Origin of the sequence: Streptomyces graminofaciens, assembly GCF_030294945.1 — a bacterium.
GTDB classification, from domain to species: Bacteria; Actinomycetota; Actinomycetes; order Streptomycetales; family Streptomycetaceae; genus Streptomyces; species Streptomyces graminofaciens.
On the sequence record NZ_AP018448.1, the window covers coordinates 10,362,706 to 10,375,111 of the forward strand.

The following is a 12,406-nucleotide window of genomic DNA, read 5'->3' on the forward strand; positions in this document are numbered from 1 at the left end:
GTCGGCCCGGCGGTGATATGTCGGAGTACGCGACTGCCTCCCGGTTGGCTACCGGGAGGCAGACAGGGGGCGGATCAGCCGTTGCGCGGTCCGGGGAAGGCCGTGGGTCTTGCCTCGTCGCGGAGCGTGGGGCTGCCCGCTGTCGGCTGGGTCGGCATCTGCGTGGGCATTTGAGCCGGCAGCTGGGCCGGCAGCTGGGCCGGCAGCTGGGCCGGCAGCTGGGCCGGCATTTGCGTCGGCATCTGGCCCGGCATCGAGCGGGCCGCCGGGACCGTGGGCAGGCCCGCGCCGACGTTCACTGTGCGGGTGCCCTGTGGTTCCGCGGTGCGCTCGGCCTCCGCGGCGGCCTGGGCGGCGGCGCGGCGGGCGCCGTAGCGGCGGTGCACGGCCTGCTTGGTCACCCCGAGCGCCGAGCCCACCGCGTCCCACGAGAAACCGAGTGAGCGGTCGAAGTCCACGGCGGCCGTGACAAGGGTCTCGACACTGTCCCGCAGCTCCTGGGCGAGGCGGACGGTCGGGGCGGGGGCGCGTCCGTAGACGACGAAGCCCGTGGAGGGGCCGGAGCGGCGCGGGCGGTAGACGTTGCCCAGTTGGGCGGTCAGTGTGCGTAGTGCGTCCACCTGCCGGCGGACCCGCTCGATGTCCCGCACCAGCAAGTGCAGGCTGGCCCGAGCCTGGGCGTCGTGGGTTGCGTGGTCGGCCATGAACAAGCCTCTCGAACCGGCGTTGGAATAAGGATGTGCCGCGTTTGCGGCCCGTAGTGGTCAACTCTTTCTTGACCAACGCGAATTCGCTCCGCTGGTCACGGTGTGGGGGCGTGGGGGCATATTCGGGAGGCGCGCGGCGTGGGGTGCGCCCCCGGGGTACTGGGGTTTGAGGGGGGCGACCACCCGGGCACCGCCGTGCGAGTCGGCTGACAGGTTCGCGGTCCGCCGTGTGGGTTGCCCGCCGTCGGCGCCTGCGGGCCAGGGCGTGGAGCGAGCGGACCGGTGCCCCCATAGACTGGTGCGCTGCCCCGCCCCGCACGCGCGGGCGTGTCCGAACTCCCGCCCGAGAGGCCCACACTCACCCATGAAGCTTGTCTTCGCTGGTACCCCCGAGGTCGCCGTCCCCGCACTGGACGCTCTGATCACGTCGGAGCGGCATGAGGTGGCCGCAGTCGTCACGCGGCCGGACGCGCCGGCGGGGCGCGGGCGGCGGCTGGTCTCGAGCCCTGTCGCCCAGCGGGCCGAGGAAGCGGGTATCGAGGTGCTGAAGCCGGGCAGGCCGCGGGACGAGGACTTCCTCGCGCGGCTGCGGGAGATCGCGCCGGACTGCTGTCCCGTCGTCGCGTACGGGGCCCTGCTGCCGCGCGTCGCCCTCGACGTCCCCGCCCACGGGTGGGTCAACCTGCACTTCTCGCTGCTGCCGGCCTGGCGCGGCGCCGCCCCCGTGCAGCACTCGATCATGGCGGGGGACGAGATCACCGGGGCGTCCACCTTCCTCATCGAGGAGGGGCTCGACTCCGGGCCCGTGTACGGGACCGTCACCGAGGCGGTCCGGCCCGCCGACACCAGCGGTGATCTGCTGACCCGGCTCGCCTTCGCGGGCGCCGGGCTGCTCGCCGCCACCATGGACGGGATCGAGGACGGGACGCTCAAGGCGGTCGCGCAGCCCGCAGACGGGATCACCCTCGCGCCGAAGATCACTGTCGAGGACGCGCACGTCGACTGGACCACGCCCGCCCTGCGCGTCGATCGCGTGGTACGCGGCTGCACACCCGCGCCCGGCGCGTGGACGACGTTCCGCGGCGAGCGGCTCAAGCTCGTCCAGGCCGCGCCCGTACCCGAACGCACCGACCTCGCCCCCGGCGCGCTCGACGTCGGCAAGAACAACGTGTACGTCGGGACCGGCTCGTACGCCGTCGAGCTGCTCTGGGTGCAGGCGCAGGGCAAGAAGCCCATGCGGGCCGCCGACTGGGCACGCGGCGTGCGCATCACGGACGGGGAGTCCCTTGGCGGCTAGGGCGTGTTTCGAAAGTCCCGTCTGCCCCGCGGCGTCTGGCACGGCACCTCGCCGCGTTGTCGGGGTCGTCCGCGTACACCCAGTACGCGGACGACCCTCCGCCTTGCGATGCACCGCACCAGACGCCGCGGGCCCCGCCCTCCGGGCGGACGACGCTACTTTCGAAACACGCCCTAGGGCCGTCAGCCCCTCGGCGGCTGGAAGCCTCAGTCGTCGCCGCCGGTCCCCGTCCACGTCCGTCATCCGGCCCCCGGCCCCGTCTGCCCTGCGGCGTACGCTGGTCGTGCCATCTCATCCCGTATCCGGAGCACCTTTTTCGTGAGCGAGCAGTCCCGCGGTCCCCGTAAGCCGGGCAAGCCCTACCGTCGTCCTACGAAGGACCCCGTCCGCATGCTCGCCTTCGAGGCGCTCAGGGCCGTGGACGAGCGGGACGCGTACGCGAACCTCGTCCTGCCGCCGCTGTTGCGCAAAGCGCGGGAGAAAGAGGGACCCGACAAGTTCGACGGGCGGGACGCGGCGCTCGCGACCGAGCTGGTGTACGGGACGCTGCGGTGGCAGGGGACGTACGACGCCGTCATCGCGGAGTGTGTCGACCGGCCGTTGCGTGAGGTCGATCCGCCGGTGCTAGATGTGCTCAGCCTCGGTGCGCATCAGCTGCTGGGGACGCGGATCCCGACGCACGCGGCCGTGTCCGCCTCCGTCGATCTCGCGCGGGTCGTGCTCGGCGACGGCCGCGCCAAGTTCGTCAACGCCGTGCTGCGCAAGATCGCGCAGCATGATCTGGACGGGTGGCTGGAGCGGGTCGCCCCGCCCTACGACGACGATCCGGAGGACCACCTCGCCGTCGTGCACTCGCACCCCCGCTGGGTCGTCTCCGCACTGTGGGACTCGCTCGGCGGCGGGCGCGCCGGGATCGAGGATCTGCTGGAGGCCGACAACGAGCGGCCCGAGGTGACCCTGGTCGCCCGGCCGGGGCGGGCCACCACCGAGGAGTTGCTCCGGGAGGAGTCCGCGGTGCCGGGGCGCTGGTCGCCGTACGCCGTGCGGCTCGCCGAGGGCGGGGAGCCCGGTGCCGTCGACGCCGTACGGGAGGGCCGTGCGGGCGTACAGGACGAGGGCAGCCAGCTGGTGGCGCTCGCCCTCGCCAACGCTCCGCTCGACGGGCCCGACAAGGCGTGGCTCGACGGGTGTGCCGGGCCCGGTGGCAAGGCCGCCCTGCTCGCCGCCCTCGCCGCCGAGCGCGGGGCGGTGCTGCTCGCCTCCGAGAAGCAGCCGCACCGGGCAGGGCTGGTCGCGAAGGCGCTGAACGGCAATCCGGGGCCGTATCAGGTGATCGCGGCGGACGGGACGCGTCCGCCCTGGCGGCCCGGCTCCTTCGACCGGGTGCTGATGGATGTGCCCTGTACGGGGCTGGGGGCGCTGCGGCGGCGGCCCGAGGCCCGTTGGCGGCGCAGGCCCGAGGACCTGGACGGCTTCGCTCCGCTGCAGCGGGCGCTGCTGCGGACGGCGCTCGAGTCGGTGCGGGTCGGCGGTGTCGTCGGCTACGCGACCTGCTCGCCGCACCTCGCCGAGACCCGCGCGGTCGTCGAGGACGTGCTCAAGCAGTACGGCGACACGGCCGACCTCATCGACGCCCGGCCGCTGCTGGAGGGCGTATCGGCGCTGGGTGAGGGGCCGGACGTACAGCTGTGGCCGCATGTGCACGGGACCGACGCCATGTATCTGGCGCTCATCCGCCGGACGGGGTGACGCTCTCGGTGGGTTTCGGTGGGGTGCCCCCACCGTCCTCGTGGGACAGGCGGTGCGGCCACCAGATCCTGGGGCCTATGTCCAGGAACAGGGCCGGGACCAGGACGGACCGCACGATGAAGGTGTCAAGGAGGACGCCCAGGGCCACCGCGAAGCCGATCTCGGCGAAGGCGACCATGGGGAGGGTGCCGAGTGCGGCGAACGTGCCCGCGAGGACCAGGCCCGCCGAAGTGATGACGGCGCCCGTGGTCGCCAGACCCGTGACCACGCCGGGGCGGGTGCCCTGGCGGGCGGCCTCCTCGCGGATGCGGGTGGTCAGGAAGATGTTGTAGTCGATGCCGAGGGCGACCAGGAACACGAAGACGAAGAGCGGGAAGTCCGTCGTCTCGCCCGCGTAGTCGAAAAGGTGGCGGAACGCGAGCGCGCTCAGGCCCAGTGCGGCGGCGAACGACAGAATCACCGTGCCGACCAGCAGCAGTGGGGCGACCAGGGCGCGCAGCAGCGCGCACAGGATCAGCGTCACCACGACCAGGACCAGCGGGATGATCAGGATGTTGTCGTGCGTGGTCGCCTCGTCCATGTCCAGCAGGGCCGCCGTGCCCCCGCCCACCTGGGCGTCCGCGTCCGGCACCGCGTGCACGGCGTCCCGGACCCGCTCCACGGTCTGTTTCGCGGCCTCGCTGTCGGCGGGGGCGGTCATCGTGGCCTCGAAGAGGACCTTGCCGTCGTGCGCGGGTTTCGTGCCGGGCGGGAGGCCGAGAGAGGTGGGGACCACTCCGCGTGTCTCGGCGACCGCGTGGCCCACATCCTGGGCCTGCGGCTGGTTGCTGATGATCACGAGGGGGTCGCCGCTGCCCGCCGGGAAGTAGCGCGCGGAGACCTTCTGGCCGACGATCGAGTCCGGTTCGCCGGTGAAGGCGTCCGCGTTGGTGATGCCCTCGGCCCGCATCTGGATCAGGCCGAGCGAGCAGATGGCGAGGGCGGCCGCCGTGGCGATCCAGATCATCCGGGGGCGGGGCACGATCCGTCGGCCCATACGGGCCCACAGGCCGTGCTCGGTGGGGTCGTCCGTGCCGAAGCGGGGGATCACCGGCCAGAAGATCCAGCGGCCGCAGATCACCAGCAGGGCGGGGAAAAGGGTCATCATCGCCAGCAGGGCCACCGCGACGCCGATGGCGGCGACCGGGCCGAGGCCGCGGGTCGAGTTCATCTCGGCGGCCAGCAGCACCAGCATGCTCACCACGACCGTGGCGCCGGAGGCCAGCACGGCGGGGCCGGCCCTGTGTAGGGCCAGGGCCATCGCCTCGTGGCGGTCCTCGTGGCGGTGCAGTTCCTCGCGGTAGCGGGCGACCAGCAGGAGGGCGTAGTCCGTGCCCGCGCCGAAGACCAGGACCGTCAGGATGCCCGCGCTCTGGCCGTTGACCGTCAGACCCGCGTGCTCCGCCAGGAAGTAGATCAGGGCCTGCGCGGTGAACAGCGCGGCGATCACCGCCAGCAGTGGCACCACGAGCAGGGTCGGGCTGCGATACGTCAACAGCAGCATCACGATGACGACGCCCATCGCCGAGAGCAGCAGCGTGGAGTCGATGCCCTCGAAGGCCTCGGAGAAGTCGGCGGACGTACCGCCCGGGCCGGTGATGTGCACGGAGAGCCCGGCGCCGCCCTCGCCGACGTCGTCACGGATCGAGTCGACCGCGGGTGCGATCCGCTCCCAGCCCTTCTCGTCCATCGTGATCGGTACATAGATCTGGGCGGCCCTGGGGTCGCTCGCGCGGTCGTAGACGGGGCCCCGGGTCTGGTCGCCGATGATGCCGTGGTCGCGCAGCTGTCTGAGTTCGCGTACGTCCTGCTCGATCTGCGTCCTGTCCGCAGCCGTGAGGCCGCTCTCGCGGGCGTAGACGACCACCGCGGGGATCTGCTCGGGCCTGAAGTCCTCGGAGATCTCCAGGACCTGGGTGGACTCTGCGGAGCCGGGCAGCCAGGACGCCGCGTCGTTGTCCTGGGCGTCGGTCAGCTTCGCCGCGAACGGCGCCGTCAGGAGGAGCAGCACCAGCCACAGCCCCAGCACGACCCACTTGGCACGCCGTCCGCAGACCAGGTGCCCGACGCCTCGTTCAGGCCGTTTCCGAACCTCTGTCATGATCGCCCCCGCTGCCGTACGCGAGGACCGGGGCGAGTGATCGGCCGCGGACATGGGAGGCTTGGGCCATGGCCGTGCAGATCAACCCCAGTATCCTGTCCGCCGACTTCGCTCGTCTCGCCGAAGAGGCGAAGGCGGTCGAAGGGGCCGACTGGCTCCATGTAGACGTGATGGACAACCATTTCGTCCCGAACCTCACGCTCGGTGTGCCGGTCGTGGAGTCCCTGGCCCGTGCTACGGACACGCCGCTGGACCTGCATCTGATGATCGAGGACGCCGATCGGTGGGCGCCCCAGTACGTCGAGGCAGGCGCCGGTTCCGTCACCTTCCATGCCGAGGCGGCCGCCGCGCCGGTGCGGCTCGCCCGCGAGATCCGGGCCAAGGGTGCCCGGGCCTCCATGGCGCTCAAGCCCGCGACTCCCATCGAGCCGTACGAGGACCTGCTGCCCGAGCTCGACATGGTGCTGATCATGACGGTCGAACCGGGCTTCGGAGGCCAGGCCTTTCTCGACATCATGCTCCCCAAGATCCGCCGGACCCGCGAGTTGATCAGCAAGCACGGCCTCCAGATGTGGCTGCAGGTCGACGGCGGGGTCTCGGCCGCCACCATCGAGCGCTGTGCCGAGGCGGGCGCCGACGTCTTCGTCGCCGGATCCGCGGTGTACGGGGCCGAGAACCCGGCGGAAGCGGTCCGCGCGCTGCGCGCCCAGGCGGAGACGGTGACGGCGGGGGCGGCCTGGGCCTGCTCCCACTGACCCGCCGCCGAGCCGCGGGACCGAAAGGTATCCGGTCGCTGTCCGGCCGAGCGCCCTCGTGAGCGCGTCGGGTCGTGCGACCGTAGAGCTAGGGGTGGGGCGGACATGCGACCACCGGGCCAAGGGAACGTGAACGGCGTTCCTCCGGGCTGATCGAATACGCCGGATCTGCAAGGATGAACGGCGTATCCATGTGTGAAGAGCAGTGAGGAGAAGGCCGTGTCGGGTATGTCGGCGGGCCGGTCAGCCATGCGGATGGGACCCGCTGAGCTGGTTCAGGCGGCAGCCATGGCGCGCCGCTTCTACCTCGAGGGCAAGTCCAAGATCCAGATCGCCGAGGAGTTCGGCGTGAGCCGCTTCAAGGTGGCCCGTGTCCTGGAGACCGCCCTTGAGAGAGATCTCGTACGCATCGAGATCCGAGTTCCCGCCGAGCTGGACGCCGAGCGCTCCGACGCTCTGCGCGCCCGCTACGGCCTCAGGCACGCCGTGGTCGTCGAGTCCCCGGCCGAGGCCGAGGAGTCGCCCGACCCGGAGAACCTCGGCGAGGTCGCCGCGGACCTCCTCGGCGAGCTGGTCACCGAGGGCGATGTCCTCGGCCTGGCCTGGGGACGCTCCACCATCCACATGGCGGCCGCCCTCGACCGGCTGCCGCCCTGCACGGTGGTGCAGTTGACGGGGGTGTACGACGCCGGGACCGCCGAGCGCGGCTCCGTCGAGGCGGTACGCCGGGCGGCGCAGGTGTCGGGCGGCGACGCCCACCCCATCTACGCGCCCATGCTGCTGCCGGACGCGGCCACCGCGGCCGCGCTGCGCCATCAGACCGGGATCGCCCGGGCCTTCGAGTACTTCGACAAGGTCACGGTCGCCTGTGTCTCCATCGGCTCGTGGGAGGCGGGCATCTCCACGGTGCACGACATGCTCAGCGACGAGGAGCGCGCGCACTACGCCTCCCTCGGGGTCGCCGCCGAGATGTCCGCGCACCTCTTCGACGCCGAGGGGCGCCGGGTCGGCCGGGACCTCGGTGAGCGGTGCATCACCGTCAAGGCCGACCAGCTCCGCCGTATCCCCGAGGTCGTCGCCATCGCGGGTGGGCAGCGCAAGGCCGCCGCGATCGACGCGGTGCTGCGCTCCGGGCTGGTGACCAGCCTCGTCACCGACACCGCGGCGGCGGACTCTCTGCTGACGGCGGGGCGGACGCCACGGCAGGCGCTCAACCGGGCGGACCCGGACGGGCACTGACGTCCTGGCGGGTCCTGGACGGACACCGACGTCCCGGCGGATCCTGGGCGACCACGACGTCCTTGATGAGTCCCGGGCGGGCGCTGCGGGGCCCGACGTGTTCTGAAGGGCGCTGACGGCGAGCCCTGTGCGGGTGTGCGGTGTGCGGGCGGATCGTGATGGCATCGAACAAGGTGCCGCCACGGTCCGCCTCTCGCGTTGGCGCGGGCGCGTGCGGCGGGATGTACTACACCGGTGATCACTACGAATCGCGCAGGGCGGTGTTGAGATGAGCGACGGCACACTCGCCGAGGTGCTGGGCGCCGGCGGCTGGGTCCACCTCGAGCTGGACCTCGGCGGTGTCACCGACAAACCGGCCTTCATGGACCGCTGCGCCCGGGCCCTCGCCCTTCCGGACTATTTCGGCCGCAACTGGGACGCCCTGGCCGACTGCCTCACCGATCTGTCGTGGGCCCCGCCCGCACGGGGACGGCTGGTCGTGGTCACCGACTGGCAGGAGTTCGCCGGGGCCACGCCGAACGACTGGAGCATCGCGCAGGAGGTCTTCACCGAAGCCGCCGACCACTGGAGCGGCACCGGGACCGAGCTGCGGATCGTGCTGGCTCTCGGAGGATCCTCCTAGAGCCGCGGCGGCCCCTCTGGATGTTTCGTCGGGGCCGCTCGTACCCGCCGACATGGGAGAATGAAGTACGTGCTCTTCCCCCTGGCGGTCCGGTCAGGGGGTCACCTCTGAACGACCGGGATGTGCGGCACGTGCGTTTCCTCAATGACATCCAGCCCGCGTACGACCTGACGTACGACGACGTCTTCATGGTCCCGAGCCGTAGCGCCGTGGGCTCCCGGCAGGCCGTCGACCTGGCCTCCCCGGACGGCACGGGGACCACGATCCCGCTGGTCGTCGCCAACATGACCGCCATCGCGGGCCGCCGCATGGCCGAGACGGTCGCCCGCCGGGGCGGCCTCGTCGTCATCCCGCAGGACATCCCGAACGAGGTCGTCACCGAGGTCGTCTCCTGGGTGAAGGGCCGTCACCTCGTCCTCGACACCCCGATCGTGCTGACCCCCCACCAGACCGTCGCCGACGCGCTGGCCCTGCTGCCCAAGCGGGCGCACAACGCGGGCGTCGTCGTCGACGAGAACCACCGCCCCGTCGGTGTCGTCACCGACCAGGACCTGACCGGAGTCGACCGCTTCACGCAGCTCGAGGTCGTCATGTCCCGCGACCTGCTGCTCCTGGACGCCGACATCGACCCGCGCGAGGCCTTCAACCGCCTCGACGCGGCCAACCGCCGGTACGCCCCCGCCGTCGACAAGGACGGCAGGCTCGCGGGCATCCTCACCCGCAAGGGCGCCCTGCGCGCCACGCTCTACACCCCGGCCGTCGACGCCAACGGCAGGCTGCGCATCGCCGCCGCCGTCGGGATCAACGGCGATGTCGCGGGCAAGGCCGAGGAACTGCTCGGCGCGGGCGTCGACACGCTCGTCATCGACACCGCGCACGGCCATCAGGAGTCGATGATCAGCGCCATCAAGCTGGTGCGCGACCTCGATCCCCAGGTGCCGATCGTGGCCGGCAACATCGTCGCCGCCGACGGCGTCCGGGATCTGATCGAGGCGGGCGCCGACATCATCAAGGTCGGCGTCGGCCCCGGCGCGATGTGCACGACCCGCATGATGACCGGTGTCGGACGGCCGCAGTTCTCGGCCGTCCTGGAGTGCGCGGCCGAGGCGAAGAAGTACGGCAAGCACGTGTGGGCCGACGGGGGCGTCCGGCACCCGCGTGACGTCGCCATGGCGCTGGCGGCCGGTGCGTCCAACGTGATGGTCGGATCGTGGTTCGCGGGGACGTACGAGTCGCCGGGCGACCTTCAGCAGGACGCCGGCGGGCGGCTCTACAAGGAGTCGTTCGGCATGGCCTCCGCGCGGGCCGTCCGCAACCGTACGAGCGAGGAGTCGGCGTACGACCGTGCTCGCAAGGCGCTGTTCGAGGAGGGCATCTCCACGTCGCGGATGTTCCTGGATCCGGCCCGGCCGGGCGTCGAGGACCTGATCGACTCGGTGATCGCGGGGGTCCGGTCGTCCTGCACATATGCGGGTGCCGGGTCCTTGGAGGAGTTCGCGGAGAAGGCCGTTGTGGGGATTCAGAGCGCGGCGGGGTATGCGGAGGGCAAGCCGCTGCACGCCAGCTGGAGCTGAGGGCGCCTCGGAGCTCGGGGGAACTGCGGTTCGGCGGCTGCGGGTTGGTCGTGGCTGGTCGCGCAGTTCCCCGTGCCCCTTTCCAGAGCGCTGCCACGCACCACGGCCACAGGGCGCCGCGCAACGAACCTACGCTCGTCTGCGAGGAACGCAACGATCTTGCGTCGCTGCGCAAGGCTGCCGCATTACGCTCGTAAAGCTCTGGCTCATAGGGTCAAGCGCTGTACGTGGCGTGGCGGGGACCTCCTGCTCGGTGGCCCCTGCTTCTCGGCGCCGTCGGTCCCCACCCGCCCTGATCCTCAGCGACGAAGGAGCCGGCGCGTGCTCGACCAAGGCGCACCCCCGCACCACCCAAGTCAGTCGGCCCCGCCGCCGGGAGGCGTCGGCGCGCGGCTGATGCGCCGCAAGCCCGTGGAACGCCTGGTCGCGGAGGGCGGCCAGGGCGAGGGCGGTTCGCTGCGGCGCTCCCTCGGGCTGTGGCAGCTGACCATGATCAGCATCGGCGCCACCCTCGGCACCGGCATCTTCGTCGTCCTCGGCGAAGCCGTCCCCAAGGCCGGCCCCGCCGTCACCCTCTCCTTTGTGATCGCCGGTCTCACCGCGCTGTTCTCGGCCCTCTCCTACGCCGAGTTGGCAGGCACCATCCCGGTCTCGGGTTCCTCGTACTCGTACGCGTACGCAACGATGGGCGAGCTGGTCGCGTGGGTCTGCGGCTGGTGTCTGGTCCTGGAGTACGGCGTGTCGGTGGCCGCGGTCGCGGTCGGCTGGGGCGAGTACCTGAACGAGCTGCTGGACGGGACGGTCGGTGTGACCATCCCGGACGCGCTGTCGGCGCCGCCCGGTGACGGGGGCGTCTTCAACCTGCCAGCGCTCATCGTGGTGTTGCTCGCGATGGCGTTTCTGCTGGGCGGGGCCCGTGAATCCGCGCGCGCCAACACCATCATGGTCGTGGTGAAGATCGCCGCCCTGCTGCTGTTCTGTCTGATCGGCGTCCAGGGCTTCCGCTCCGGCAACTACGAGAACTTCATGCCGCTCGGCATGGCGGGCGTCAGCGCCGCCGGGGCCACGCTGTTCTTCTCGTACATCGGCTTCGACGCGGCCTCCACCGCCGGTGAGGAGGCGAAGAACGCGCAGCGCGACCTGCCACGGGCGATCATGCTCTCGCTGGTCATCGTGACCGCGCTGTACGTCCTGGTCGCCGCCGTCGCCGTCGGGGCGCGCCCCTGGAAGGGGTTCGGCGAGTCCGAGGCCGCGCTCGCCGGGATCATGAAGGACGTCACCGGCGACGCGTTCTGGGGGACGCTGCTCGCGGCGGGGGCCGTCATCGCCATCGCGAGTGTCGTGCTGACCGTGCTGTACGGCCAGACGCGGATCCTCTTCGCGATGTCCCGGGACGGGCTCGTGCCCAAGGCGTTCTCGCGCGTCCACCCGAGGACGGGGACGCCTCGCGTCAACACCGTCATCGTGTCGCTGTTCTGCGGCGTGCTCGCCGCCGCGATTCCGCTCGGGCAGCTCGCCGACGCCACGAGCATCGGTACGTTGTTCGCGTTCGCGCTGGTCAACGTCGCGGTCGTGGTGCTGCGGCGGACCCGGCCGGAGATGCCGCGCACCTTCCGGGTGCCGCTGTCGCCGGTGCTGCCCGCGCTCGGCCTCGCGTTCTGCGTCTGGATGATGGGCAGCCTCGACAGCGTCACCTGGGTCGTCTTCGGGGTCTGGATGGCCGTCGGGCTCGTGTTCTACTTCAGTTACGGCTATCGCCGCTCCCGTCTCGCGACTCCGTCGACCCCATCGACTCCGACGTCTCCATCGTCTCCATCGACTCCAGAGAAGTGATCCACCCGCAGTGCTGAACGATCTCGACGAACGCATCGTGCACGCCCTCGCCGAGGACGCCCGCCGTTCCTACTCCGACATCGGCCAACTCGTCGGCCTGTCGGCGCCTGCCGTCAAACGGCGGGTGGACCGGCTGCGGGCGACCGGGGCCATCACGGGTTTCACCGTGCGGGTGGACCCCGCCGCGCTCGGCTGGGAGACCGAGGGGTTCGTCGAGATCTACTGCCGGCGCAACACCTCGCCGGAGACGATTCAGCGAGGGCTGGAGCGCTACCAGGAGGTCGTCGCCGCGTCGACCGTCACCGGGGAGGCCGACGCGGTGGTGCAGGTCTTCGCCTCCGACATGCGGCACTTCGAGCGGGTGCTCGAGCGGATCGCGGGGGAGCCGTTCGTGGAGCGGACGAAGTCCGTGCTTGTGTTGTCGCCGCTGCTGCGGAGGTTCTCTTCGGGGACCCCCGGGGCCAAGTAGCTCGGAATCTCGGAATCGGAA

The 12,406-nt window shown here is 71.4% G+C and carries 10 protein-coding genes; 8 read left to right on the plus strand and 2 right to left on the minus strand.

Annotation, left to right across the window (positions count from 1 at the left end):
• Positions 1–74 precede the first annotated feature (74 nt).
• The gene (locus tag SGFS_RS45665) at positions 75–704 is read right to left on the minus strand and encodes a hypothetical protein (protein WP_286258449.1); all 630 of its coding nucleotides are present in this window, start codon (positions 702–704) and stop codon (positions 75–77) included.
• A 367-nt stretch (positions 705–1,071) separates the two neighbouring features.
• Here SGFS_RS45665 and fmt point away from each other — a divergent pair, with 367 nt between their 5' ends.
• Positions 1,072–2,004: a methionyl-tRNA formyltransferase gene (gene fmt, locus SGFS_RS45670; RefSeq protein WP_286258450.1), complete on the plus strand. Its 933-nt coding sequence runs from the start codon at positions 1,072–1,074 to the stop codon at positions 2,002–2,004.
• A 318-nt stretch (positions 2,005–2,322) separates the two neighbouring features.
• Complete coding sequence (locus SGFS_RS45675) at positions 2,323–3,753, plus strand: RsmB/NOP family class I SAM-dependent RNA methyltransferase (protein ID WP_286258452.1); 1,431 nt, start codon at positions 2,323–2,325, stop codon at positions 3,751–3,753.
• On the opposite strand, the gene SGFS_RS45680 is transcribed toward SGFS_RS45675, so the two are convergent.
• Positions 3,734–5,893 carry an MMPL family transporter gene (locus SGFS_RS45680; protein WP_286258454.1) on the minus strand — a complete coding sequence of 720 codons (2,160 nt, stop codon included), beginning with the start codon at positions 5,891–5,893 and terminating at the stop codon, positions 3,734–3,736. The genes SGFS_RS45675 and SGFS_RS45680 overlap by 20 nt on opposite strands.
• Before the next feature lie 68 nt (positions 5,894–5,961).
• Here SGFS_RS45680 and rpe point away from each other — a divergent pair, with 68 nt between their 5' ends.
• The 6 genes from rpe (at position 5,962) to SGFS_RS45710 (ending at position 12,385) form a co-directional block, all read left to right on the plus strand.
• On the plus strand, positions 5,962–6,648 hold the full coding sequence (gene rpe / locus SGFS_RS45685; RefSeq protein ID WP_286258455.1) for a ribulose-phosphate 3-epimerase: 687 nt from the start codon (positions 5,962–5,964) through the stop codon (positions 6,646–6,648).
• A gap of 195 nt (positions 6,649–6,843) precedes the next feature.
• The gene (locus tag SGFS_RS45690; protein ID WP_286258456.1) at positions 6,844–7,887 is read left to right on the plus strand and encodes a sugar-binding transcriptional regulator; all 1,044 of its coding nucleotides are present in this window, start codon (positions 6,844–6,846) and stop codon (positions 7,885–7,887) included.
• A gap of 268 nt (positions 7,888–8,155) precedes the next feature.
• Positions 8,156–8,509: a barstar family protein gene (locus tag SGFS_RS45695; protein ID WP_286258458.1), complete on the plus strand. Its 354-nt coding sequence runs from the start codon at positions 8,156–8,158 to the stop codon at positions 8,507–8,509.
• Between the two features lie 131 nt (positions 8,510–8,640).
• Positions 8,641–10,083 carry a GuaB1 family IMP dehydrogenase-related protein gene (locus SGFS_RS45700; RefSeq protein WP_286258460.1) on the plus strand — a complete coding sequence of 481 codons (1,443 nt, stop codon included), beginning with the start codon at positions 8,641–8,643 and terminating at the stop codon, positions 10,081–10,083.
• 321 nt (positions 10,084–10,404) lie between these two features.
• Positions 10,405–11,916 carry an amino acid permease gene (locus SGFS_RS45705; RefSeq protein ID WP_286258461.1) on the plus strand — a complete coding sequence of 504 codons (1,512 nt, stop codon included), beginning with the start codon at positions 10,405–10,407 and terminating at the stop codon, positions 11,914–11,916.
• A 10-nt stretch (positions 11,917–11,926) separates the two neighbouring features.
• On the plus strand, positions 11,927–12,385 hold the full coding sequence (locus SGFS_RS45710; protein ID WP_286258463.1) for an Lrp/AsnC family transcriptional regulator: 459 nt from the start codon (positions 11,927–11,929) through the stop codon (positions 12,383–12,385).
• The last annotated feature ends 21 nt before the right edge of the window (positions 12,386–12,406 follow it).